We start from the raw sequence: 23,712 nt of genomic DNA on the forward strand, positions 1-23,712 counted from the left end.
AGTGGGTAGAAAATGGCGTTATTGCGCTGGAGGGAGCGGCTCTATTGATATGGGCATGCTTCAAGCCCGTCGTAACCGGTAGCCCTCATGCAAGGCGACGCGCCTATACGTTATGGATGATGATCTTGCCTAATGTGGCACATCTACTTTTGAGCATCCGCTCTAACAGTTAGCGCCACATGCTCTGGTATTAAGCGGTTTGCTGATTTTTCCCATGCTGAGCAACTTATTAATCCTTACGCCCAATGGGAGCGCTATCAGTTTGATGCAAACCTTCATCGTCTAATGACGTTCAACAGCACAAAAGATATCGGCCAGTTAATCCAATTCAAAGTGTGGGCAAGGGAATACCTGACAAAGCACCATGATGCCAACGTAACCTACTCACTGCTTAAAATTGCCATGTTGCAGGGAGACATGGAATGGCAACAGAGACTGCATCAGCGCGGTCATCGGCTTTTTCCTGAAGACAAACGCTTTAATCTTCCTGAACAAAGTAAATAAAGCGTAAAGATTAGTGTGTCCTTATTAACAGACAGTTCTTAATCCACTACGTGATGGCTATTTTGACTTCTTTAGGATGAGTTTACCCTGCTGTTTTTAAAGGGAATGAATAAAAGGTGATAGAATGAAGCCGTTCTAACCATGAATGTGCTCAATCCTGAGGATTGCAGAGATTGGGTAACATTGACGGCACTTTTTGCTAAAGTGCTGGTCGTAATCAATACAGTTGTACCGCTCCAGGAACTCAGGGACCCTTTTTCTTCGTGCGATACATTTTTTCCCCGACATGAAGGCGTTATGACGAAATCCAGGCAGTTCCGTTCCAAACTTCTGCATCCCCGTTATTGGTTTACCTGGTTTGGGCTAGGTGTGCTGTGGCTGCTGGTGCAACTTCCTTACCCCATTCTGATCCGGCTTGGTGCTGGCGCTGGCAAATTGTCGCGTCACTTCCTGAAGCGCCGCGAACGCATCACCCGTCGCAATATTGAGCTCTGCTTCCCCAATATTAAGGAAGAGAAAATCGAGGCGATGATCGCCGGCAACTTCGAATCGCTAGGAATGGCGCTGGCAGAAACCGGCATTGCCTGGTTCTGGTCTGATGCACGCGTGCGTCGTTACTTCGAAGTGCATGGTCTGGAAAACCTGCAGCACGCACAAAGCCACCAGCGTGGTGTGATGGTTATCGGTGTGCACTTTATGTCGCTGGAGCTGGGCGGCCGCATTACCGGTTTATGCCAGCCAATGATGGCGATGTATCGTCCGCACAATAATCAGGCGATGGAGTGGGCACAAACCAAAGGTCGCATGCGTTCGAATAAAGCGATGATCGATCGTCGCGATTTGCGCGGCATGGTGCAGGCGCTAAAAAAAGGCGAAGCGGTCTGGTTCGCACCGGATCAGGATTACGGCCCCAAAGGCAGCGTGTTTGCTCCGCTGTTTGCGGTGAAACAAGCGGCGACCACCAACGGCACCTATGTTCTGTCTCGTCTGGCAAAACCGGCGATGCTGACCATCGTATTGATTCGTAACCAGGATAAGAGCGGTTATCAGCTGATTATTCAGCCTGAACTGGAAAATTATCCGTATGAAGATGAAGCCGCTGCCGCTGCTTACATGAATCGCGTGATTGAGAATGAAATTCTGCGTGCGCCCGACCAATATCTGTGGCTGCATCGTCGCTTTAAAACCCGTCCGCCGGGTGAAGCGTCTCTCTATATCTAATCTCTTGATGCAGCAGGTTTTCACCTGCTGCTCATTTTCTCTGCTCACATTTAACAACCATTCTTAACGAAAAACAGGTTTGTCAAAATCTGCCCCGCCTCTTGTAATGGTCGCCTTCTCCCCTCTTTGACCAGAACCATGACACAGCACTTTCACTGCAAATTTCTCGCGCTGGCCGTTGCCACTGCGCTGCTGGCCAGTTGTGCCAATCCACGCGGCTTACACCCCAAAAACACGCTGCTTGATGCTAACGCTCTGCAAGCCAGTCAATCCCTGAAAAACGCGCATTTCAGTGCCGCGAATTGGCCAAAAAGCGCATGGTGGCAAGGTTTTAACGATGCTCAACTTAATCGACTGATTAATGATGCGATGGCATCCAACCCGGATTTGCAGGTAGTCAACGCGCAAGCGGATAAAGCCAATGCACAAGTGATTGCCGCCGATGCCGAACGCTATCCGGATGTCGATCTCAACGCGGGCATTACGCGCTCGCGTGTGGCAAAAGTGGATGATCCGCTGCTGGAGGGGAAAAGCTACAGCACGCTGCGCACCGCTAACGTTGGATTGAGCTACACCTTCGATTTATGGGGCGGCAAAAAAGATGCCGCTGAAGCCGCATTGGGGCAAGCACGTGCCAGCGAGTTGGATCGTCAGGCCAGTCAGTTAACGCTGGCCGCGAACGTGACGCGAGCATGGAACAACCTTAATCTCGCCTGGAATAATGCCGAACTGGCGCAGCAGAATGCCGAGCGTGCGGCGGGTATCGCCAAAATTCAGCAGCAATATGTCAGCGCTGGCCTCACTTCCGATTACCAATATAAGCAGGCGCTGTCGCAGCAGAAAAACGCGCAAGCCGACTTGACGCAAGCTCAACAGCAAGTCACCGATGCCGGTATTCAGCTTTCGACGCTGATAGGTAAAGGCCCGGATTACTGGCACCAGCTAAAACCGGCGCAGATGAATGTGCCGGTCGCCGCCATGCTGCCAAACGCCATTCCGGCCGAACTGCTGGGTCGTCGTCCGGATGTGGTGGCCGCGCGCTGGCGCGTTGAAGCGGCATCGAAACAGATCGCCGCCAGCAAAACCGAGTTCTATCCCAACATCAATTTGGTGGCCGAAGCCGGCACCAAATCACTGCTCGGCGATGCCTTGTTTGATGCACCAAGCCGCTTCTTTAATGTGGGACCGAGTTTGTCATTGCCAATCTTTGACGCGGGCAAACGTCGCGCCGATTTAGCAGAGAGCGACGCCGATTACGATCTGGCGGTGGCGCAGTACAACAAATTGCTGATTAGTTCACTGGGCAATATCAGCGACACCATTACTCAGTTGCAGTCGATTCAGGATCAGCTGGCGCAACAGGAAAGCGCCAACCAGCTGATTCACAGCGCGTGGGATGATTTGCATCGTGAATACGCAGCGGGCCTGCGTCCTTATCTTGATGTGCTGACAATCCAAAATCAGCTGATCGAATCCGAACAGAAACTGGTGGCGCTGAAGGCGCAGCAGATTAACCTTGCAGTGGTTTTGATAGAAGATTTGGGCGGCGGATTCCAGAGCTCCAACTCTAAAGTTTAAAAAGTCACCATCAATGGCGGCCCTGCGCAGGAATGTGCCGATTTTGTCGGCTGGCATTCTACCGTGCATTGATGAATCATAGTCCGCACAGTGTAATCACCTGCGGACTATTATGATGGAACAGAATATTGAGGCTGGTTGGTTGCGGCCTCTGATTGCCGACCGACTCACACCTTACCTCGAAATTGATGCAGCGCGCCTGCAACGCAACCTGCAACAGATGCAGCAAAAAGCCGATGCCGCTGGCGTCACGCTACGTCCTCATATCAAAACCCATAAAAGCGTCTGGATTGCTGAGCAGCAGCGAAAGCTCGGCGCGCGCGGCATTACCGTATCTAAACCGAGTGAAGGCATCGCTTTTATTCTCGGTGGGCAACGCGATCTGCTGCTGGCTTACCCAATTGTGCATGCCGAAACGCTGAAAGAACTTTTGGCGGTGGCCGTACAACATCAGGCGCGCATTACCTGCATTGCGGATTGCACGAATGGCGTGGCGGCAATAGCGGCTGCACATCAGCGCCAGCTCGATTGCCAGCTGGCGTTAGCCATCAAAGTGGATGTGGGATTACATCGCATCGGTGTTGATCCGCACGGCGATGCCGCCGTTACGCTGGCGCAGCAGATACTGGGTGCGGGCCTCACGTTTGCCGGGCTGGTTTCTCATGCCGGTCACGCTTATGGCGCAGGCAATGCCGCAGCGATTGCCGACGTTGCTCTGCAGGAAATCACATTAATGCGTGATCTGCAGCAGCGCCTGATTGCCGCTGGTTTTGCGCACTGCCCGATTTCAGTCGGTTCAACGCCAACGGCATTGGCGGCACCCGTCGCGCAGGGAAGCAATGAAATCCGCCCCGGCAATTACGCGCTGCTCGATCTCACCGCATGGCGTTTAGGTCTTTGCACGCCAGAGGCGTTGGCGCTGAGCGTGGTAACGCGCGTGGTAGCGGTCAATCCGCACTTCGCCATTATTGATGCCGGTTCCAAAATGCTTAGCTCTGACAAAGGGCCGCACGGCACCAATGCCAGCGGATTTGGTATCGCCGTCGATGAGCAAGGCAATCATTATGAAGTGTTGAAGCTGTCGGAGGAGCATGGTTTCCTGCAATATGCTGAACAGGCACCCGCCGTTGGCGCGCTGCTACGCATCTTCCCTAATCACAGCTGCGCGGTAGTTGCGCAGTCCGATCGCTTCGTGCTGCGCCATGCTGATGGTACGGGTGAAGAACAGGCTATTCAGGGACGCGGCAAGTTTATCTGATTACAGCGTTTTCACGGAAACCGCTGCTGACCCACACTTCCATGACCGGGCCGTTTGCAGCCCGGTATCAGCGTGCTTTAATGGCTGTATCACATCAGGAGGTCCCATGCTGCCATCTCAGACCGTCACACTAACGGTTCCACGCAACTGGTTAGATTTGTATGAAACCATCTGGAAACCGGAATGCTTTGCCAAATGGGCTAGCGGACTCAGCGCCAGTACGCTGACGCAGGAAGGGAACAGCTGGAAAGCCAAAGGTCCCGAGGGAACGGTAAAGATTCGCTTTACCCCACACAATCCCTTTGGCGTGATGGATCACTGGATTGATACCGGAACGGGTAAAGAGATTTATATGCCGATGCGGGTGATTGCCAATGAGCAAGGTGCGGAAGTGGTGATGGTGGTTTATCGTCAAGCATTCATGTCTGACGAGAAGTTTGCCGAGGATGTTGCATGGGTAAAACGCGACCTGGAACAGCTTCTTCATCTGTTAACTCATTAGAATCAATGGATTATGCAGAGAACGCTTCTTTAACGCATGCTGGAATCAATCAATAAAAATCGCTTACTTTTTTGCTCAATAGCGTTTAACTGTTTTGCTCAAACCTTCACGTATTTATCTGTTAAACACCAGTCTGGCTTAAGCATCCTCAACAGGAAAATTCCTGGTGAGGATGTGCAGAAAAATGCTGAGTGCCTCTGATTTATCAAAGTTTTTTCTTTTTTTCTTTATCACTGATCCATTCAACCCTATGGAATGAAGAAAAGCACTAATAAATAGTAAATCACTCGCCTTATATATTCTGATGCAAATTCTGAAACCATTTATTCCTGCGGTCTATTTATAGGATTTTTCTGATGGTGTTAAATTAATTAAAACACGGTATAACTCATTTCACACACAGCAGTAACCATAATAACAACAGCAGGGAAATAACATGGATCGCTCAACCTATCCTTTGTTATCAGAAAAAGAATTTGTTGAGATTGCCAGCCGGATGCTGGCCGGGGAATATATAAACTCAAAGGGATTTTATAATGATCTTACGGATTTCCTCCGCACAGGAGGAGATACCATTAAGACAACAACATCATTAAGCGCCAGGGTCATCTTGATAAATTCAGAACATCATTTAATTGAACGCATTTTTACGTGGCAAAACCTGAAAGGTATATCAGGGCTGCGTCAGGATGCGCTGCATTGATGTAAGCTGTGCTTTGGCCTGTGGCCAGAGTAAACCCTTAATTGCACTGGTACATGTACCATAATGAGCAGAATATGGCGATAAGAGAAAAAAATCTGACCAACGCTAAATGGTCAATTTTGTCATCGATTAAAATCGTCGGCATTGGTGTTTTACAACTTTCACTTCTGGCACAAATACTCCAGGCAAACGAGTTAAATTTACTCGCCATTGCTATTGTAATGTTATTGATTATTGACACACTGGCCGATCGCGGATTTGGCAATGCCATTATCAGAACTAAAAACCTGAACAATAGCGATCTCTCAATATTATATTGGGGGAATGTATTAAGCGGACTCGCTATTTTTGCCGCGCTGTTTATTGGTAGCGATATTTCTAGTCGAATGATGAATCAACCCGAAATGGCAATAATGCTGGAAATGATTTCGGTCATCTTCATTATTATTCCGCAGGGACAACATTATCGCGCCATATTACAGCGGGAAAACCAATTTTCACGCATCGCTTTCGCGGAAACATCTTCTGTACTGGTGGGATTAAGCGTCACACTGTTTACCGTGTGGCTGACACCTTCAGTGCTGTGCGCCATCTGGGGCTACCTCGCCATGGTATCCATCAGAATGCTGATCTACTGCTACTACGGTCGCTCCTGGTTCCAGCCAGAATACCGCTTTAGCCTAAAAAGTTTCGCTAACGTGCGAGCAAGAAACGGATAATAAAAACAAGTCTGTATGGTGGGCTCTGGGCATCTGAAAAGATGCGTTCGCGTGCTGGTCGCCAGCACGCTTTTTTCTTTTTAGGCTTCCAGTAACTCTTCCAGTGACTGAAAACTGAGTTCACTTAACTTGCCGTTACGCTGCAAGCGCAGCCAACTCACTATCATGCGTAACTCATCAATCACCATGTAGAGATCGGCCATATCATTCTTGCTTTTGACCTGCAGTCGCGCCAGTGCATTGAGTTTGTGTGCATTCACTGTTTTATGACTGATGCCCAGGCGAATGCCGATGTGCTCAATGCTGTAACCCCACGCCATCATCAGTAGTACCCTTAATTGCCTGTCTGGCAGAAGAATATCCGCGCCTTCAACTAACTGAATTTGGGCATTAGTGTTGATGCTGGTTAGGAGACGGCTGGAAAGTATCTGACGAGATGATTTTAAGTCCAACACCGTGAGCGAAGGCAGGTAACGACTGAGCGCATGCATCAGCGGTAACAAACGCCGCGTCAGCACCACGATTTGCATCGTGGGAAACTGCTGCTGTAAAGCGTAAAGCACTTTTAAGGTGCCGGTTAGCGGCATATTTTCATGAAAGATACACACCAGCAAACGCGGTTTCATCTTTTCGCACTTCGCCATGACCGTGCTGAGAGACCATAGCTCATGCAGCTGACACGCAACAGGTAACGAGGACAAAAGACTCTCAAGCCCCAGCGCCGCCAGTTTGTCAGAGGAGAAAAAGAGAATGTCTTCGTTACGAGTTTTCATGCCTGTCCAATAGTTGCAACGCGTAATGCCTGAGAGCGGTAAGCCTGGTTTATTTGCCAGTAATCACGTACGACACAAACTGGATAGAACTTAAGAAGAGAAGATCAGCCTCTATTCGCATCATTTATACTTATGCGAAAAGATCATTAACTGCAGATTTATCCCGCATGCTAAGCCTGTTAGCATGCTCGCCATCAAAATGCCTAATCCGATGACACTTTATTTAAAAAATATCAGTGGTCTACACTCTGGGAAATCTTTAGCCTTGCCGCCAATTTACTGGAGTGCTCTATGTTATTAACCGTTCTCTATATTATTGGTATTACTGCCGAAGCCATGACCGGCGCGCTGGCGGCAGGACGTCGTAAAATGGACCTTTTTGGCGTGATTATCATCGCTTCGGTCACCGCCATTGGTGGCGGTTCGGTACGTGACATTTTACTGGGCCACTATCCGCTCAGTTGGGTTAAAAACCCGGAGTACATCATGATCGTGGCTGCGGCTGCGGTTGTGACCACCTTTGTAGCACCGCTGATGACGCACCTGCGCAAAGTGTTTCTGGTGCTGGATGCGCTGGGTTTAGTGGTGTTCTCCATTATTGGCGCCCAGGTTGCACTGGATAGCGGGCACGCCTCCATCATTGCTGCCATCGCCGCCGTGATCACTGGCGTATTCGGCGGAGTGCTGCGCGATATGTTCTGCAACCGCATTCCGCTGGTGTTCCAGAAAGAGCTGTATGCCGGTATCGCTTTTGCCTCGGGCTGGATGTATATCCTGTTGCTGAAAACGCCGCTGGCGCATGAAGCGGTGGTGATCATCACGCTACTGTTCGGCTTCTTCGCCCGCTTGCTGGCGCTGCGTTTCCGCCTCGGTTTGCCGATCTTCAACTATCCCCATCCTGAACATTGAATCAGTTGCAGGAATCTCCTGCTGCTGCAGAAAGTGAATCAACTGCTGCAGGTGCGCATCCTGCAGCATCATCACAATCCGTTGTGCTAACACGCTACCGATACCGGGCAGTTGCTGCCAGCTTTCCGCCGTTCGCGCCAGCAACTGCGACCACTGCGCATCCGGTAAAGCCTGTAACGCTGCACGCGGCAACGGCAAGCCAAGCGCACTCACCCAGCGTCGCAGCGGCTGCTCACGCGTCAGGTTAAAGCGGTGCCAGATAAGTTGCGCGCGAGCCGGCGTGATGCCATTAGCCTGCGCAATCTGATCCGGCGTCAGTGTCAGCCAGGAAAAGAGATGGCTGATAGCGCCGCTATCCAGCAGGCGCTGCCAGCTGCTGCGCTGAACACCCGCAATATCGAGTACCGACTTCTGGCTGAGCCAGCTAAGGCGAGATAAAAACTGCGCCCGGCAGTCGGCGCTAAAGTGCAGACAGGTTAAGCCGTGGAATTCGCCCTCCTGTGGCGACGCTGGATAATCGCGCTGCGCCACACGCCAAATCACGCGCTCCAGTCGCGGAATGCCTAATCCCGCCAGCGTGAGCGTCACCTCATCACCCGCGATCACATCCAGTTCCCGCCAGCGTCGCAGGGAACCAATGTTTACCCGGCGTACCGTTTTGTCCTCCAGTTGCACCGGTATCAGATTTAGCACCACGGCGATCTTGCCCGTGCGGCCCACATTGAAATCCACTGACAGCACTTCGCTGCTGACTTCTGCTGGTTGATACTTCCATGCCGCTGACCAACTGCCCTGGCCGGGCTGCCAATCGCGCCCTGCGCTGACGGGTGATTGATGAATTACCACGCCATCGGTGACAAACGGCAGCGATTCGCGGAACCAGCGATCGCGCCATACCGCGACCTCTTCTTCATTACTCACCTGACGGCTCCAGCTCTGCGCCAGCCCAAATCCCCATTGTGTGAGCTGCGCCAGACGATCGGGCATTGAATTGGGTCCATCCGGCCACGCCCAGATAAATACGCTAAGCTGCTCAAGTAGCGGGCTGTTGTCGTGGCGCATCATCGCTCCCGCCACCTGCGCGCGCGCGTTCTTGCCGCCGTCACGCGCCTGTTGATGATCGGTCATTTGCAGAAACAGCTCACCCTGCAGCACCACTTCCTCGCGCAAGGTATCCAGCTGCTGCGGGATGGAGGGAATATGTGCGGATTTGGCCAGCCACTCTTCGCCACGTAAACCATCACCGCGACTGATCAATGAGGCCAACTTACCCTGTCGATATACCAAAGTAACGGCGACGCCATCGACTTTCGGCTGCAGCCATAGCGCAGATTTGTCCTGCATCCAGTACGCCACTTCCAGCTTATCGCGCAGTTTGCGCACGCCGGTATGCGCCACCGGATGATGCGTACTGCCGTCGGTGGTGAGTTGTGCATCGTAGGTGGCGTGCGCCGGAGTGAAACAGCGCTGCCACTGCTGTAATCGCTGTTGCAGGCTGTCGTAATCGGCATCGGTCACCAGATTTGTGCCCTGCCGGTAATACGCGTCATCCCACTGTCGTAGCTGGGTTTGCAGCTGTGTGATTTCCTGCCCCGCGCGCACCGGCGACCAATTCGGGCAGAGCGCTTCGGCCCAGCAACCTATACTGAATAAGCAACACAATAGACTCAGGCATCCTTTCATCTTCGCTCTCCTTTTTCGCTATTGGAGCGCGCAGCGCAGGCCTTTACCAGCCATGAAGATTGTGCGCTGGATGCAGATTCCAGAGATTAAATTGCTGTTGCAGCCTGCTACATCAGCCTCTGGCGCGGCTTCACAGAAAAAAGAATTGCCTCAGCCAGGCGGCAAACGCTGCGTGACCACCCCAAGCCGTGTATACTGTGCAGGAAATCGACTCCGCTCTTTACTCAATTCAAGATAACCATGGCTCAAGGCACGCTTTATATAGTTTCCGCCCCCAGCGGCGCGGGTAAATCCAGCCTGATTCAGGCGCTGTTAAAGACACAACCGCTGTACGATACGCAGGTGTCTATTTCTCATACCACCCGTGGCGTGCGTCCCGGTGAAGCTCATGGTGAGCACTACTTTTTCGTCTCTAAGTCCGAATTCGAGACCATGATTGCAACAGACGACTTCCTCGAACATGCGGAAGTGTTTGGCAATTATTACGGTACGTCACGCGTTGCGATTGAGCAGGTGCTGGCAACCGGCGTGGACGTCTTCCTGGATATCGACTGGCAAGGTGCGCAGCAAATTCGCCAGAAAATGCCGGCCGCTCGCAGCATCTTTGTGCTGCCGCCTTCTACCGAAGAGTTGGATCGTCGCCTGCGTGGCCGCGGTCAGGACAGCGAAGAGGTGATTGCCCGTCGTATGCAACAGGCCGTGGCGGAAATGAGCCACTACGCCGAATATGACTATTTAATTGTTAATGATGATTTCGATCTGGCGCTGTCAGATCTGAAAACCATTATTCGCGCAGAACGTCTGCGTATGGGTCGCCAAAAATCGCGACATGATGCTTTAATCAGCAAACTATTGGCAGTCTGAATTCACTTTCAGTATTATGCCCAGTCATTTCTTCATCATCTGTGGAGTAGCACACCTATGGCACGCGTAACCGTTCAGGACGCAGTAGAGAAAGTTGGTAACCGTTTTGACCTGGTGTTGGTCGCTGCACGTCGTGCACGTCAGATGCAGGTAGGCGGTAAAGATGCGCTGGTTCCGGAAGAGAACGATAAGCCAACCGTTATCGCCCTGCGCGAAATCGAAGAAGGTTTGATCACTACCCAGATTCTGGATGTCCGTGATCGTCAGGAACAGCATGAGCAGGAAGCCGCTGAGTTACAAGCCGTTACCGCTATCGCTGAAGGTCGTCGTTAACAGCACTTCGCAGGTCGCCCTTGTATCTGTTTGAAAGCCTCAATCAACTGATTGAAAAATACTTGCCTGAGGAGCAAATTAAGCGCCTCAAGCAAGCTTATCTAGTCGCGCGTGATGCCCACGAGGGTCAAACACGCTCCAGCGGCGAGCCTTACATCACCCATCCTGTTGCTGTTGCCTGCATTCTGGCCGAGATGAAACTCGACCATGAAACGCTAATGGCGGCGCTGCTGCATGACGTGATCGAAGATACGCCCGCCACTTACCAGGATATGGAACAGCTGTTTGGTAAAAGTGTTGCCGAACTGGTGGAAGGTGTATCCAAGCTCGATAAGCTGAAGTTCCGCGACAAGAAAGAAGCGCAGGCTGAAAACTTCCGCAAAATGATCATGGCGATGGTGCAGGATATCCGCGTCATCTTGATCAAACTGGCTGACCGCACGCACAACATGCGCACGCTCGGCGCGTTACGTCCGGATAAAAAACGCCGTATCGCGCTGGAAACGCTGGAGATTTACAGTCCTCTGGCGCACCGCCTTGGTATTCATCACCTGAAAACAGAACTGGAAGAGCTCGGCTTTGAAGCGCTCTACCCGAACCGTTTCCGCGTGATTAAAGAGGTGGTGAAAGCGGCGCGCGGTAACCGTAAAGAGATGATTCAGAAGATCCTTGCTGAAATCGACGGTCGCTTACAGGAAGCAGGTATTCCCTGCCGCGTAAGTGGACGCGAAAAACATCTCTACTCGATCTACCGCAAAATGCACCTGAAAGAGCAGCGTTTTCACTCGATCATGGATATCTACGCTTTCCGCGTCATCGTGAAAGATCTGGATACCTGCTATCGCGTGCTCGGACAGATGCACAGCTTGTACAAACCGCGTCCCGGACGCGTAAAAGATTACATCGCCATTCCCAAGGCGAACGGCTATCAATCACTGCATACCTCAATGATTGGCCCGCACGGCGTGCCGGTTGAAGTGCAGATCCGTACTGAAGATATGGATCAGATGGCAGAAATGGGTGTGGCAGCACATTGGGCGTATAAAGAGAGCGGCGAAGTCAGCGGCACCACCGCGCAGATTCGTGCTCAACGCTGGCTACAAAGCCTGCTGGAGCTGCAGCAAAGCGCCGGTAGCTCATTTGAATTTATCGAAAGCGTGAAATCCGATCTCTTCCCGGATGAGATCTACGTGTTCACGCCGGAAGGCCGCATCGTCGAATTGCCGGCTGGCGCCACGCCGGTCGATTTCGCCTATGCGGTGCATACCGATATCGGTCATGCCTGCGTCGGCGCACGCGTCGATCGCCAGCCTTACCCGCTGTCACAATCGCTGACCAGCGGTCAAACCATTGAAATCATCACCGCGCCGGGTGCTCGCCCGAACGCTGCCTGGCTCAATTTCGTCGTCAGCTCGAAAGCGCGCGCCAAAATCCGTCAGCTGCTGAAAAACCTCAAACGTGAAGACTCCGTCAACCTAGGTCGTCGTCTGTTGAGCCACGCGCTCGGCGGCAGCAAGAAGCTGGCAGAGATCCCGGTTGAGAACATTCAGCACGAACTCGAGCGCATGAAGCTGACCGCCATCGATGATTTGCTGGCAGAAATCGGCTTGGGCAACGCCATGAGCGTGGTGGTGGCGAAAAACTTGCTGCAGTCAGGCAGTGAAGAGCCGCAGAGCAACAGCAAACGCAAAAAGCTGCCGATCAAAGGCGCGGATGGCGTACTGATTACCTTTGCCAAATGCTGCCGTCCGATTCCTGGTGACCCGATTGTGGCGCACGTTAGTCCCGGCAAAGGTTTGGTGGTGCATCACGAATCCTGCCGAAACATCCGTGGCTACCAAAAAGAAGCTGAAAAGTTCATGCCGGTAGAGTGGGATAAAGTGACCGACCAGGAATTTGTCGCTGAGATTAAAGTCGACATGTTCAATCATCAGGGCGCACTGGCGAATCTGACCGCGGCAATCAACACCGCCAGTTCCAATATTCAGAGCCTGAATACCGAAGAGCGTGATGGTCGCGTGTATAGCGCCTTTATCCGCCTCACCGCGAACGATCGCGTCCATCTGGCGAATATTATGCGCAAAATTCGCGTAATGCCGGACGTGATCAAAGTTCACCGCAACCGTAACTAGCCCATGAACGCTCAACGTTTTGCCCGAATTCAGGAGATGCTGGCCCTGCGCCAGCACGATCTTACCGTTTGCATGGAACAGGTGCATAAACCGCATAACGTCTCGGCAGTGATCCGTACCGCCGATGCGGTGGGCATTCATGAAGTGCACGCCGTCTGGCCAAGCGTGCGTATGCGCACCATGGTTTCCGCTTCGGCCGGCAGCAACAGTTGGGTGAAGGTTAAAACGCATCAGCATATTGCAGATGCAGTACGTCATCTGAAGGATGAAGGCATGCAGGTGCTGGCGACCAATCTGTCCGCCAAAGCGGTAGATTTTCGCGACATCGATTACACCAAACCGACCTGCATTCTGATGGGTCAGGAAAAAACCGGTATTACCGCTGAAGCGCTGGCGCTGGCCGATCAGGACATCGTTGTGCCGATGGTGGGCATGGTGCAGTCGCTCAATGTTTCAGTGGCTTCCGCGCTGATTTTGTATGAAGCGCAACGTCAGCGACAGAATGCCGGTATGTATCAGCGCACCTACAGCCTGCTGGATGAAGATGAGCAGCAGCGTTTGCTATTCGAAGGCGGTTATCCGGTGCTGGCACGCGTCGCTAAGCAGAAAGGCCTGCCGTATCCGCACATTAATGGTCAGGGCGAAGTAGAAGCCGACGCCGAGTGGTGGGCCACCATGCAATCAACAGGTAGAAAATGAAAGGCCGTCTGCTGGATGCCATCCCGCTCAGTACCCTGACCGGCGTCGGCGCCAGTCAGGCGGGCAAGCTGGCCAAACTTGGCCTGTTCACCATTCAGGATCTACTGCTGCATCTGCCACTGCGTTACGAAGATCGCACCCAACTGTATAAAATCAATGACCTGCTGCCCGGCGTTTATGCCACGGTGGAAGGTGAAGTGCTGAGCAGCGAAATCACATTCGGTCGCCGCCGCATGTTGGTGTGCCACATCAGCGATGGCAGCGGCATGCTGACCATGCGTTTCTTCAATTTCAATGCCGGGATGAAAAACAGCCTGGCGCCGGGCCGTCGCGTTACCGCCTACGGCGAGATTAAGCGCGGTCAGCGCGGTGCTGAAATCATTCATCCCGAGTATCGCGTGCAGGGCGAACAAGGCGGCGTTGAGCTGCAGGAAACCCTGACGCCGGTTTATCCCACTACCGAAGGCATTCGCCAGGCGACACTGCGCAATCTCACCGATCAGGCGTTGACGTTGCTGGAGAGCTGCCCAATTGCCGAGCTGCTACCGTCCGAGCTGAGCGGCGGGCTGATTAGCCTGCCGGATGCACTACGCACGCTGCATCGTCCACCGCCGGATCTGCGTTTAAGTGAGCTGGAGACTGGCCGCCATCCGGCGCAGAAACGCTTAATTCTGGAAGAACTACTGGCGCATAACCTCAGCATGCTAGCAGTACGCGCCGGTGCGCAGCGCCATCATGCATTGCCGATGACGGCGCGCCACGAGCTGGTTGATCAGCTACTGGCGGCGCTGCCCTTCTCGCCAACCGGTGCGCAACAGCGTGTGGTGGCAGAAATTGAAAAGGATTTGGCCAACGATTTTCCGATGATGCGTTTGGTGCAGGGCGATGTCGGCTCCGGTAAAACGCTGGTAGCCGCACTGGCGGCACTGAACGTCATCGCACACGGCAAACAGGTAGCGCTGATGGCACCGACCGAGCTGCTGGCCGAGCAGCATGCCAACAACTTCCGCCAGTGGTTTGCACCGCTGGGAATTGAAGTGGGCTGGCTGGCGGGCAAGCAGAAAGGCAAAGCGCGTGAAGCGCAGCAGGAAGCCATTGCCAGCGGTCAGGTCGCGATGGTGGTCGGCACCCACGCGCTGTTCCAGGAACAGGTGAAATTCAACGGCATGGCGCTGGTGATCATTGATGAGCAGCATCGCTTTGGCGTGCACCAGCGCTTAGCGCTGTGGGAAAAAGGCGAGGAACAAGGTTTCCATCCGCATCAGCTGATCATGACCGCTACGCCGATTCCGCGCACGCTGGCGATGACGGCTTACGCCGATCTCGATACCTCCACCATCGACGAATTACCGCCAGGTCGTACGCCGGTGACCACGGTGGCGATTCCCGATAGCCGCCGCAGTGAGATCATCACGCGCGTGCAAAGCGCCTGTCACGAAGGACGTCAGGCTTATTGGGTATGTACGCTGATTGAAGAGTCGGAAGTGCTGGAAGCGCAGGCGGCAGAAGCAACCTGGGAAGAGCTGAAAGTGGCGCTGCCCGATTTGCAGGTTGGCCTGGTACACGGCCGCATGAAGCCTGCCGAAAAGCAGGCGGTGATGGCGGCGTTTAAGGCCAATGAAATCCAGCTGCTGATCGCCACCACGGTGATCGAAGTGGGCGTGGATGTGCCGAATGCCAGCCTGATGATTATCGAAAACCCGGAACGTCTCGGTTTGGCTCAGTTACATCAGCTGCGCGGCCGCGTTGGGCGTGGTGCTGTCGCTTCACACTGCGTGTTGTTGTACAAAGCGCCGCTCAGCAAAACCGCGCAGAAGCGGTTGCAGGTGCTGCGCGATAGCAACGACGGCTTCGTGATTGCCCAGCACGATCTGGAGATTCGCGGTCCGGGTGAAATGCTTGGCACACGTCAAACCGGCAACGCCGAGTTTAAAGTGGCGGATTTACTGCGCGATCAGGGCATGATCCCCGAAGTTCAGCGCGTGGCGCGTCATATCCACCAGCACTATCCAGAGCAGGCGCAGGCACTGATTGAGCGCTGGCTGCCGGAAACCGAGCGCTACAGTAACGCTTAATCCGCCGTCTTGCTTTTATCGATGGCAATAAAATCCCCGACAAATTTCTGCAGCAGACGCGCCAGCTCGGCGCGCTCTTCATCCGGCCAGCTGGCAAACAGGTTCTGATAAATTTGCGCGCGCGCCGCATCGATTTTGTCAGTCATCGCTTTACCTGCCGCAGTGATCACCGCTTCATTCACCCGTTTGTCTTTGGCATTTTTCTGGCGCTGCGCCAGCCCTAACTCCTCCAGCTTCGCCACCTGACGACTGACGGTGGTGTAATCGCGTCCGGCCCGCTCCGCCAGCTCCACCACGCCAATTGGCCCGAAGCGACCGATTTGAATCAGTAGCGGAAACAGCGCACGATCGAGCTGAATATTTGACTCTTTTATCAATAATTCATCACGTTGTGGACGATTGAAAATTCCTACAATCATCAGCAGCGCATTGTGCAGATCATCAAATGCAGCACTATTATGTGTATTTTGCACACTTTTCATTGACGTTATCCTGATGCAAGCCTAATGTGTGCATATTACACATAGTTTCTACTTAACTGAAGGTGAAAGCATGAAAGCAGCGATAGTTTCCGCGGCAGGTGAACTGCCCGTTTACGGTGATTTTCCTGAACCGCAGGCCGATGAAAGCCATGTGGTGGTAACAGTGAAAGCCGCCGCCGTCAGCCAGCTGGCAAAAGCACGCGCCGCCGGAACGCATTACAGCGCGGCCGCGCACTATCCCTTTATTACCGGCATCGATGGTACCGGTACGCTGAGTAATGGCGATCCGGTTTACTTCCTTGCCTTTAATGCACCTTGGGGCAGCATGGCGGAGAGAACCTTAGTGCCCGCCGACAGCATCGTTTCGTTGCCGCCGAAATTGGATCCGGTGCTGGCCGCTGCGCTGGCGAATCCGGGCATGTCATCCTGGGCGGCATTAACCCGACGCGCCCAGCTGCGTGCCGGTGAAACCGTATTGATCAATGGCGCAACCGGCACTTCGGGCGGTTTAGCGGTGCGTATCGCACAGCATCTGGGTGCAGGAAAAATTATCGCCACCGGTCGTAATCGCGCCGCGCTGGATCAACTGCGCGCGCAGGGCGCCGACCTCACTTTCACGCTGGATGAATTGCCGGACGCGTTACCGGCGTTGATGAAAGAAGGTGTTGATGTGGTACTCGATTATCTGTGGGGCCAGAGCGCACTCGATATCATGCACGCCGCCGTAGCGGGCGGAGAGAAAACGGTACGCTTTGTGCAAATCGGTTCCTTAAGCGGACAGGAAATTACCCTGCACAGCAAACTGCTGCGCTCGTCCGGGCTGACATTAATGGGCAGCGGCCTCGGCAGCGTGTCGGATAAAGAGTTGATCGCCTGCATCGGCGAAATGCTGACGGCCGCCGCCGAGAGCGATTTTTCGATCGCCTTCCAGCTGCGCCCGCTGAGTGACGTCGCGCTGGCGTGGCAGGAAGATGACAGCCGTTGCCGTACGGTGTTTACGCTTTAGATCAACGGAAGTAAAAAGGGGCATTGCAAACGATTGCTTTCACAACGCAACCGTTTAAAATCGCCCCTTTGTTGTAATTGAGAACGTCCACCATGTCCGTCAACACCGCTGAAACTCGCCAGCCTGCCAGCGCTGCAAGCCCGAAAAGTGAACTGATTTATCGCCTCGAAGACCGTCCACCGTTACCGCAAACCTTGTTTGCTGCCTGTCAGCATTTGCTGGCGATGTTCGTCGCGGTGATTACGCCTGCGCTGCTGATTTGCCAGGCGCTGGGTTTACCGGCACAGGATACGCAACACATCATCAGCATGTCGCTGTTTGCCTCGGGCGTGGCATCCATTCTGCAAATCAAAACCTGGGGACCGGTGGGCTCTGGCCTGTTGTCGATTCAGGGCACCAGCTTTAACTTCGTGACGCCGCTGATCATGGGCGGCATGGCGCTGAAAAATGGTGGCGTTGATGTGCCGACCATGATGGCGGCGCTGTTTGGCACGCTGATGGTGGCGTCTTGTACCGAAATGGTGCTGTCACGCGTGTTGCACCTGGCGCGCCGCATCATTACGCCGCTGGTTTCCGGCATTGTGGTGATGATTATTGGCCTGTCGCTGATTCAGGTCGGTTTGACCTCCATCGGCGGCGGCTTTGCGGCGATGAGCGATCACACGTTTGGCGCTCCGAAAAACTTGTTGCTGGCAGCTTCGGTATTGGTGGTGATTATCCTGCTTAATCGTCAGCGTAATGCTTATCTGCGCGTGGCTTCGCTGGTGATCGCGATGGCGGTAGGTTATGCGCTGGCCTGGGCGCTGGATATGCTGCCCGCCACCAGCACGCCAGCCGATCAACCGCTGATTGCCGTGCCATCGCCGCTCTACTACGGCCTGGGCTTTGACTGGAATCTGCTGATCCCGCTGATGTTGGTGTTTATGGTGACCTCGCTGGAAACCATCGGCGACATCACCGCGACTTCTGATGTTTCCGAGCAGCCGGTAAGTGGTCCGCTGTATATGAAGCGTCTGAAAGGCGGCGTGTTGGCCAACGGTCTTAACTCCTTTGTCTCAGCGCTGTTCAACACCTTCCCGAATTCCTGTTTTGGCCAGAACAACGGCGTGATTCAGCTTACCGGCGTTGCCAGCCGCTATGTGGGCTTTGTCGTGGCGCTGATGCTGATCGTGCTTGGCCTGTTCCCAGCCGTGAGTGGTTTTGTGCAGCATATTCCAGAACCGGTGCTGGGCGGTGCCACCATTGTGATGTTTGGTACCATCGCCGCATCTGGCGTGCGCATCGTTTCGCGTGAACCGCTGAATCGTCGTGCCATCATGATTATCGCGCTGTCGCTGGCGGTAGGTTTGGGCGTTTCTCAGCAGCCGCTGATTCTGCAATTTGCCCCGGACTGGCTGAAAACCCTGCTTTCATCTGGCATTGCGGCCGGTGGTATTACCGCCATCGTGCTGAACCTGATCTTCCCGCAAGAAAAGTAATCCTGCAGGCAGGCTTCGGCCTGCCTGATATTTATCCGCATTTACATCCAGGCTGTTGAGCTGTAACGGTAATTCAGGCATAACAACCACTCACCGGATAAATATCGGGATGGATGAGTGCGATGAAATTTTTAGGCAAGTTTTTCCTTACCTTACTGCTGCTAATTCTGCTGGCGCTGGTAGTGCTGTATGTGTTGCTACAAACACAATGGGGCGCAGGTTGGTTTAGCCGCTGGGTAAGCGATAAAACCGCCTGGCATCTCTCTCTCAGCAAGATTGAGCACGACTTCTCCTCCCCTTCGCATATCATTCTCGATGACTTCAGCTTTGGTCATGATGGTCAGCCCGCCGTGTTGGTGGCGAAACGCGTTGATCTTGGCCTTGCGCTGGTTCAGTTCAGCGATCCACTGCACTTCAACAGCATCGAAGTGCGCGACGGTGAAATCAATCTCGCCAATCAAGCGCCCGATACCACGCTGCCGATTCAGGCCAATCGCCTGCAGCTGAATAATGTGCGTATTGAGAATCCGCACAGCGCATTGCCGATGACCGCTCAGCGCGTGAATGGCGGTCTTCTGCCGTGGAAACCGCTGCCTAACGACGTGCTGGGCAGCGATGCGCAGTTCCAGATCAGCGCTGGCACCCTGACGCTGGATGGCGTACCGGGTAACAACGTGCTGCTGCAGGGCAGTATCAAGCAACGTCGTCTGGTGCTGAGCAATATCGGCGCCGATCTGGCGCGCGGTTCGATGACCGGCAACGCCGAGCGCGATGCGCAGGGCAACTGGAAGATTGACCAACTGCGCCTCAACGATATCCGCTTGCAAACCCATCAAAGCCTGAGCGACTTCCTCAATCCGCTGCGCGCTGTGCCTTCTGTGAGCATCAACCGTCTGGATATGACCGATGCGCGCCTGCAAGGACCTGACTGGGCGGTGACCGATCTCGATTTAACCCTGAAAAATGTCACCCTGCGCGGCGATGATTGGGAAAGCGATGGCGGTTCTCTCTCCATGAATGCCGGGAATTTTATTAACGGTGGCTTTGAGCTCAACGATCCTATCGTCAATGCCGATCTCTCGGCGCAGGGCATCGCGCTGACGCAGTTCAGTTCGCGCTGGGTGAATGGCGTGGTGCGCGCCAGCGGCAACTGGACGCGCAGCGACAAACGTCTGACGCTGGATGAACTGGCGATCGCCGGGCTGGAATATACTTTGCCGCAAAACTGGCGTGAACGCTGGCAGCAAACCTTACCGGACTGGCTGGATAGCGTGCTAATAACCCGCGCTACTGCCAACCGTAACCTGATTATTGATATCAATCCGGCGTTCCCGTTCCAGATGACGTCACTGGATGGCAGCGCGAATAATCTGCTACTGGCGCGTCAACATCAGTGGGGAATCTGGTCCGGCAAAGCCAGCTTCAACGCGGCCGAAGCCACCTTCAATCGTACCGATCTGCGTCATCCGTCCATTGCGCTGAATGCCAACGATCAACAGATTCAGGTAACGGAATTGAGCGCCTTTAACGGCAGCGGTTTACTGGAAGGATCAGCAACGGTTGGGCAGGACGCGCAACGTCCGTTGACGCTGAATCTGAAAGGCCAGGCTGTGCCGGCAAACGTGCTGGGCAATTGGGGTTGGCCAACGCTGCAGTTGAGCGGTAACAGTAATTTACAGCTGCAGCTGAAAGGTTCGCTGAACGCCAGCGCGCCGCTGCGCCCCAGCGTGGATGGCACGTTGTCGGTAACCACCGATGCCCAAGCTGTACAGCAAACGATGCGGGGCGGGCAAGTGCAATAATTCTGTAGCGGCGCGCATTAATTGCGCCGCTACATTAGGTAAAAAAATTGCAGGACTAATCGATACGGGCGCCGGAGCCGCCCTCTTCCAGTGCTCCGTCAGAATCGGCGGGCAGCACGATATACACACCTTCGAATACCGCGCCCAGCTCATCATCCCCAAACAGCTCCACTTCCATCTGCACGCGCGCTTTGCGGCCACGCGCCAGACGATCAAGATCGCCGCTGAGCGAGCCGAGATCGGCAATCGCGCCCGGACGGCCGCTGATCGGTTTGCTGTAGCGAATATGCGCATCCGCCAGAATAATGGTGCCACCGAGATGGCGCTCGCGCAGCAGCAGCCAAATTAACCCCCAACCGGTGAGCGTGGCGAGCGAGAACAAGCTGCCCGCAAATAGGGTGTGATGGGGATTCTGGTTGCCCGCTTCGGGCATGGTGGTAACGAATTTCTGCCCGGTATATTGCAGAATGCGCACGCCCATTTTCTCACTCAGCGGAATGTGCTCGTACCAGGCTTGTTGCAGCTGTCCGCACCAGTCGGCGCGATGCAGAATATCGTCGAGCGTCACGACCGGTTTAATCATCAGGAAGTGACGCACCGGCGTGGTTTGCGGCGCGGTGATTTCGCCCTGATTGACGTAGCCGAGCTTGGCAAAGAATTCGACGGCGTCTTCACGCGCGCTACAGGTGACGCGTTTTGCCCCTTCCTGACGCGCGACCGATTCCAGCGTCATTGCCACCAGCGTGCCAAGACCTTTCCCCTGCACCGAAGGATGCACGGCAAGGAAGCGAATCGCGGCTTCGTTCTCGGCATTGATGTACAGACGGCCGATTGCCACCGGTTTGCCTTGCTCATCCACCACCATTTGATGATGCGCCAGCGCATCCCAGGCATCACGCTCAGAACCCTGCGGCTGACGCAGCGGCTTTCGTAACATTTCCCAGCGGAACTGGTAATACATATCCAGTTCTTCCGCCGTTTGCGGTACGCGAAGATGGTACATAAAGTGATTCTCTCGTTCGAAGCTTGCGTGGCTAAGTCCTTGCCGCTCGGCTGAAACCCTCACACCTGTAACCAGAAGGTCACCGGACCATCGTTTACCAACGAAACCTGCATATTGGCGGCGAAGCGCCCGTTTGCGGTGGCCACGCCCTGTGCTCGGCAGCAATCGCTAAAGTATTCATAGAGGCGCTCGGCTTCCGCCGGTTCTGCGCCGCCAGAAAAAGAGGGGCGCATACCTTTATTGGTATCTGCGGCGAGGGTGAATTGCGACACCACCAGCACGCTGCCATCTGCCTGCTGCACATTGAGATTCATTTTGTCGTTCTCATCCGCAAAGATGCGGTAGCCCAGCACGCGCTCGGTTAATCGCTGCGCTTTTTGTTCATCGTCGCCCTTTTCCACACCCAATAACACCAGCAAGCCGGCGCCAATTTCGCCCACTGTCGCGTCGTCAACGCTGACACTGGCGCGGCTGACGCGCTGAATCAAAGCAATCATGTTTCCTCACGTTCTTTTTCGCGTTCCTGCTGTTTTAGCTGGCGATAGTCATCCAGCGTGACGGTGATTTCCGCGCCTAACAACACAATACACCACGACCAATAGACCCATAGGAACAGAATGGGGATGACCGCCAGAACGCCGTAAATTAACTGATACGAAGGGAACATCGTAACATAGAGTGCAAAGCCTTTTTTACCCAGCTCGAACAGCAACCCGGCAACGATGGCGCCGATCAGTGCATCACGCGTCGGCACGCGCCGCGTCGGCACAATGCTATACAGCAGCCAGAAAGCGAGGATCGAGAGGCACAGCGGGAATATGCGCAGCAGATGATCGATCAAGCTGGTGACGCCCGTGACGTTCACCCAGCGCAGCGACAGCAGATAGGAGCTGAGCGCTAAACTTGCGCCGGCCAGCAGCGGGCCCAGCGTTAAGATCATCCAGTAAACAGCAAAGGAGTAGACCATTGGACGCGGTTTATCGCTGCGCCAGATGGCGTTCAATGCGCTGTCCACCGAATGCATCAGCAGCAGCGCGGTGACGATCAACCCCACAATGCCGACCGCCGTCATCTTATTGACGTTGGCGACAAACTGGTCAAGATAACGCTGAATCACGTCGCCCGTTGCCGGAATGAAGTTGGTAAAGATGAAGTTCTTTAACTGCACGCTGATGTCCGAGAACATCGGAAAAGCAGCAAACAGAGCGAACACCACGGCAATCAGCGGCACCAATGCCAGCAATGAGACGTAGGCGAGATTCCCCGCCTGCGTCGTCATGTTGTCATCGTCAACGCGTCGCCACAGCAGTTTTACCCACAAATAAAAGGCATGCGCCGAGTGGCGCAGATGTCGATGGTTCAGCACTCAGAGACGACCCGCAAACCAGTCCGGCACAGTTTTCTCATCAACCACCAGCACGCTTTCAATGCCGAGTGCGCGCGCAGCGTCGATATTGGCCTGATTATCATCGAAAAATACCGCCTGATCGGCCTGATAACCTTCGTGCTGCAGCACATAGTTGTAGATGCGCGCTTCCGGCTTACGCATGCCGATATCCTGCGACATATACAGATGATCGGCCGCCTGTTGAACATCGGGATATTGGGTTGGCCAGAACTCGAAGTGCAGCTGATTGGTATTGGACAGGATCACCACGCGCTCGCCATTGGCACGCAGCTTGTTCATGATCGCCAGCGTTTCCGGACGCACGCCGACAAAGACCGCCTGCCAGCCAGCGGTGAATTGCGGATAGCTCAACGCGATGTCCAGCTGGTCGCAAATGCGCGCAGCGAATTCTGGATCGCTGATTTCGCCACGTTCGTGTTTCTCAAAAGCCTCATCCATGCGGAAACGACTTTGTAGCGTGGATAACGGCACGCGCCCTAAGTCGCTCCAGACGCCGAGCACACGATTGAAATCGATATCAACAATCACATTGCCTAAATCAAAGATGTACAGCATGACGCCTCTCCTTTTCGTTCCCTGG

The 23,712-nt window shown here is 54.1% G+C and carries 23 protein-coding genes; 16 read left to right on the plus strand and 7 right to left on the minus strand.

The features are described 5' to 3' along the window. Positions 1–285 precede the first annotated feature (285 nt). The 7 genes from FCN45_RS19175 to FCN45_RS19205 all read left to right on the plus strand — a co-directional run bounded on the left by FCN45_RS19175 (position 286) and on the right by FCN45_RS19205 (position 6,485). Complete coding sequence (locus FCN45_RS19175) at positions 286–504, plus strand: hypothetical protein (RefSeq protein ID WP_137386789.1); 219 nt, start codon at positions 286–288, stop codon at positions 502–504. A gap of 297 nt (positions 505–801) precedes the next feature. Then, a complete protein-coding gene (gene lpxP / locus FCN45_RS19180; protein ID WP_101760701.1) occupies positions 802–1,725 on the plus strand; it encodes a kdo(2)-lipid IV(A) palmitoleoyltransferase in 924 nt (307 codons plus the stop codon). Positions 1,726–1,863: 138 nt separating this feature from the next. After that, positions 1,864–3,303, plus strand: a complete 1,440-nt coding sequence (locus FCN45_RS19185; protein ID WP_137386790.1) for an efflux transporter outer membrane subunit — start codon at positions 1,864–1,866, stop codon at positions 3,301–3,303. A gap of 112 nt (positions 3,304–3,415) precedes the next feature. Beyond that, positions 3,416–4,561: an alanine racemase gene (locus tag FCN45_RS19190; RefSeq protein ID WP_137386791.1), complete on the plus strand. Its 1,146-nt coding sequence runs from the start codon at positions 3,416–3,418 to the stop codon at positions 4,559–4,561. A gap of 106 nt (positions 4,562–4,667) precedes the next feature. Continuing rightward, on the plus strand, positions 4,668–5,063 hold the full coding sequence (locus FCN45_RS19195) for a polyketide cyclase (protein WP_101760704.1): 396 nt from the start codon (positions 4,668–4,670) through the stop codon (positions 5,061–5,063). A 436-nt stretch (positions 5,064–5,499) separates the two neighbouring features. Then, positions 5,500–5,766: a hypothetical protein gene (locus tag FCN45_RS19200; RefSeq protein ID WP_137386792.1), complete on the plus strand. Its 267-nt coding sequence runs from the start codon at positions 5,500–5,502 to the stop codon at positions 5,764–5,766. A gap of 74 nt (positions 5,767–5,840) precedes the next feature. After that, a complete protein-coding gene (locus tag FCN45_RS19205; protein WP_137386793.1) occupies positions 5,841–6,485 on the plus strand; it encodes an oligosaccharide flippase family protein in 645 nt (214 codons plus the stop codon). Positions 6,486–6,565: 80 nt separating this feature from the next. On the opposite strand, the gene FCN45_RS19210 is transcribed toward FCN45_RS19205, so the two are convergent. Further along, the gene (locus tag FCN45_RS19210) at positions 6,566–7,258 is read right to left on the minus strand and encodes a LuxR C-terminal-related transcriptional regulator (RefSeq protein ID WP_101760707.1); all 693 of its coding nucleotides are present in this window, start codon (positions 7,256–7,258) and stop codon (positions 6,566–6,568) included. 291 nt (positions 7,259–7,549) lie between these two features. Here FCN45_RS19210 and FCN45_RS19215 point away from each other — a divergent pair, with 291 nt between their 5' ends. Continuing rightward, positions 7,550–8,167, plus strand: coding sequence for a trimeric intracellular cation channel family protein (locus tag FCN45_RS19215; RefSeq protein ID WP_008109765.1), 618 nt, complete (start codon positions 7,550–7,552; stop codon positions 8,165–8,167). On the opposite strand, the gene ligB is transcribed toward FCN45_RS19215, so the two are convergent. Further along, positions 8,081–9,850 carry an NAD-dependent DNA ligase LigB gene (ligB, locus tag FCN45_RS19220; protein ID WP_137386794.1) on the minus strand — a complete coding sequence of 590 codons (1,770 nt, stop codon included), beginning with the start codon at positions 9,848–9,850 and terminating at the stop codon, positions 8,081–8,083. The genes FCN45_RS19215 and ligB overlap by 87 nt on opposite strands. A gap of 240 nt (positions 9,851–10,090) precedes the next feature. Between ligB and gmk the strand changes: the two genes are divergently transcribed. Genes gmk through recG form a run of 5 tightly spaced genes read left to right on the plus strand, consistent with a single transcriptional unit; the run spans position 10,091 to position 15,953 of the window. Beyond that, the gene (gene gmk, locus FCN45_RS19225) at positions 10,091–10,714 is read left to right on the plus strand and encodes a guanylate kinase (RefSeq protein WP_137386795.1); all 624 of its coding nucleotides are present in this window, start codon (positions 10,091–10,093) and stop codon (positions 10,712–10,714) included. Positions 10,715–10,771: 57 nt separating this feature from the next. Beyond that, positions 10,772–11,047, plus strand: a complete 276-nt coding sequence (gene rpoZ / locus FCN45_RS19230; RefSeq protein ID WP_007885265.1) for a DNA-directed RNA polymerase subunit omega — start codon at positions 10,772–10,774, stop codon at positions 11,045–11,047. Between the two features lie 20 nt (positions 11,048–11,067). Beyond that, on the plus strand, positions 11,068–13,179 hold the full coding sequence (spoT, locus tag FCN45_RS19235) for a bifunctional GTP diphosphokinase/guanosine-3',5'-bis pyrophosphate 3'-pyrophosphohydrolase (protein ID WP_137386796.1): 2,112 nt from the start codon (positions 11,068–11,070) through the stop codon (positions 13,177–13,179). Between the two features lie 3 nt (positions 13,180–13,182). Further along, the gene (gene trmH / locus FCN45_RS19240) at positions 13,183–13,878 is read left to right on the plus strand and encodes a tRNA (guanosine(18)-2'-O)-methyltransferase TrmH (protein WP_101760710.1); all 696 of its coding nucleotides are present in this window, start codon (positions 13,183–13,185) and stop codon (positions 13,876–13,878) included. Next, complete coding sequence (gene recG, locus FCN45_RS19245) at positions 13,875–15,953, plus strand: ATP-dependent DNA helicase RecG (protein WP_137386797.1); 2,079 nt, start codon at positions 13,875–13,877, stop codon at positions 15,951–15,953. Before trmH ends, recG begins: the two co-directional genes overlap by 4 nt. On the opposite strand, the gene FCN45_RS19250 is transcribed toward recG, so the two are convergent. After that, positions 15,950–16,435, minus strand: coding sequence for a MarR family winged helix-turn-helix transcriptional regulator (locus FCN45_RS19250; RefSeq protein ID WP_137386798.1), 486 nt, complete (start codon positions 16,433–16,435; stop codon positions 15,950–15,952). The two genes, recG and FCN45_RS19250, sit on opposite strands and share 4 nt — an antisense overlap. 70 nt (positions 16,436–16,505) lie before the next feature. Here FCN45_RS19250 and FCN45_RS19255 point away from each other — a divergent pair, with 70 nt between their 5' ends. The 3 genes from FCN45_RS19255 (at position 16,506) to FCN45_RS19265 (ending at position 20,721) form a co-directional block, all read left to right on the plus strand. Continuing rightward, positions 16,506–17,441, plus strand: a complete 936-nt coding sequence (locus FCN45_RS19255) for a zinc-binding alcohol dehydrogenase family protein (protein ID WP_137386799.1) — start codon at positions 16,506–16,508, stop codon at positions 17,439–17,441. Positions 17,442–17,533: 92 nt separating this feature from the next. Beyond that, positions 17,534–18,919: an NCS2 family protein gene (locus tag FCN45_RS19260; RefSeq protein ID WP_008109781.1), complete on the plus strand. Its 1,386-nt coding sequence runs from the start codon at positions 17,534–17,536 to the stop codon at positions 18,917–18,919. Between the two features lie 122 nt (positions 18,920–19,041). Beyond that, positions 19,042–20,721 (plus strand): AsmA family protein, encoded by a 1,680-nt coding sequence (locus FCN45_RS19265; protein ID WP_137386800.1) that lies wholly within the window; start codon positions 19,042–19,044, stop codon positions 20,719–20,721. 55 nt (positions 20,722–20,776) lie between these two features. On the opposite strand, the gene fabY is transcribed toward FCN45_RS19265, so the two are convergent. From fabY to yihX, 4 genes are read right to left on the minus strand one after another with little or no spacing between them, the layout of a single operon-like run. Next, positions 20,777–21,724: a fatty acid biosynthesis protein FabY gene (fabY, locus tag FCN45_RS19270; protein ID WP_101760715.1), complete on the minus strand. Its 948-nt coding sequence runs from the start codon at positions 21,722–21,724 to the stop codon at positions 20,777–20,779. Positions 21,725–21,783: 59 nt separating this feature from the next. Further along, positions 21,784–22,221 (minus strand): D-aminoacyl-tRNA deacylase, encoded by a 438-nt coding sequence (gene dtd, locus FCN45_RS19275; protein WP_137386801.1) that lies wholly within the window; start codon positions 22,219–22,221, stop codon positions 21,784–21,786. Beyond that, positions 22,218–23,090 carry a virulence factor BrkB family protein gene (locus FCN45_RS19280; RefSeq protein WP_101760717.1) on the minus strand — a complete coding sequence of 291 codons (873 nt, stop codon included), beginning with the start codon at positions 23,088–23,090 and terminating at the stop codon, positions 22,218–22,220. The genes dtd and FCN45_RS19280 overlap by 4 nt, the downstream gene beginning before the upstream one ends. Next, positions 23,091–23,687, minus strand: a complete 597-nt coding sequence (gene yihX, locus FCN45_RS19285; protein WP_101760718.1) for a glucose-1-phosphatase — start codon at positions 23,685–23,687, stop codon at positions 23,091–23,093. Positions 23,688–23,712 lie beyond the last annotated feature (25 nt).

It is taken from the genome of Pantoea sp. SO10, assembly GCF_005281435.1.
GTDB classification, from domain to species: Bacteria; Pseudomonadota; Gammaproteobacteria; order Enterobacterales; family Enterobacteriaceae; genus Pantoea; species Pantoea leporis.

Coding starts and splice junctions, on each gene's coding strand:
- FCN45_RS19175 (WP_137386789.1), top strand. CDS start 286: ATGACGTTCAACAGCACAAAAGATATCGGCCAGTTAATCCAATTCAAA.
- lpxP (WP_101760701.1), top strand. CDS start 802: ATGACGAAATCCAGGCAGTTCCGTTCCAAACTTCTGCATCCCCGTTAT.
- FCN45_RS19185 (WP_137386790.1), top strand. CDS start 1,864: ATGACACAGCACTTTCACTGCAAATTTCTCGCGCTGGCCGTTGCCACT.
- FCN45_RS19190 (WP_137386791.1), top strand. CDS start 3,416: ATGATGGAACAGAATATTGAGGCTGGTTGGTTGCGGCCTCTGATTGCC.
- FCN45_RS19195 (WP_101760704.1), top strand. CDS start 4,668: ATGCTGCCATCTCAGACCGTCACACTAACGGTTCCACGCAACTGGTTA.
- FCN45_RS19200 (WP_137386792.1), top strand. CDS start 5,500: ATGGATCGCTCAACCTATCCTTTGTTATCAGAAAAAGAATTTGTTGAG.
- FCN45_RS19205 (WP_137386793.1), top strand. CDS start 5,841: ATGGCGATAAGAGAAAAAAATCTGACCAACGCTAAATGGTCAATTTTG.
- FCN45_RS19210 (WP_101760707.1), bottom strand. CDS start 7,258: ATGAAAACTCGTAACGAAGACATTCTCTTTTTCTCCTCTGACAAACTG.
- FCN45_RS19215 (WP_008109765.1), top strand. CDS start 7,550: ATGTTATTAACCGTTCTCTATATTATTGGTATTACTGCCGAAGCCATG.
- ligB (WP_137386794.1), bottom strand. CDS start 9,850: ATGAAAGGATGCCTGAGTCTATTGTGTTGCTTATTCAGTATAGGTTGC.
- gmk (WP_137386795.1), top strand. CDS start 10,091: ATGGCTCAAGGCACGCTTTATATAGTTTCCGCCCCCAGCGGCGCGGGT.
- rpoZ (WP_007885265.1), top strand. CDS start 10,772: ATGGCACGCGTAACCGTTCAGGACGCAGTAGAGAAAGTTGGTAACCGT.
- trmH (WP_101760710.1), top strand. CDS start 13,183: ATGAACGCTCAACGTTTTGCCCGAATTCAGGAGATGCTGGCCCTGCGC.
- recG (WP_137386797.1), top strand. CDS start 13,875: ATGAAAGGCCGTCTGCTGGATGCCATCCCGCTCAGTACCCTGACCGGC.
- FCN45_RS19250 (WP_137386798.1), bottom strand. CDS start 16,435: ATGAAAAGTGTGCAAAATACACATAATAGTGCTGCATTTGATGATCTG.
- FCN45_RS19255 (WP_137386799.1), top strand. CDS start 16,506: ATGAAAGCAGCGATAGTTTCCGCGGCAGGTGAACTGCCCGTTTACGGT.
- FCN45_RS19260 (WP_008109781.1), top strand. CDS start 17,534: ATGTCCGTCAACACCGCTGAAACTCGCCAGCCTGCCAGCGCTGCAAGC.
- FCN45_RS19265 (WP_137386800.1), top strand. CDS start 19,042: ATGAAATTTTTAGGCAAGTTTTTCCTTACCTTACTGCTGCTAATTCTG.
- fabY (WP_101760715.1), bottom strand. CDS start 21,724: ATGTACCATCTTCGCGTACCGCAAACGGCGGAAGAACTGGATATGTAT.
- dtd (WP_137386801.1), bottom strand. CDS start 22,221: ATGATTGCTTTGATTCAGCGCGTCAGCCGCGCCAGTGTCAGCGTTGAC.
- yihX (WP_101760718.1), bottom strand. CDS start 23,687: ATGCTGTACATCTTTGATTTAGGCAATGTGATTGTTGATATCGATTTC.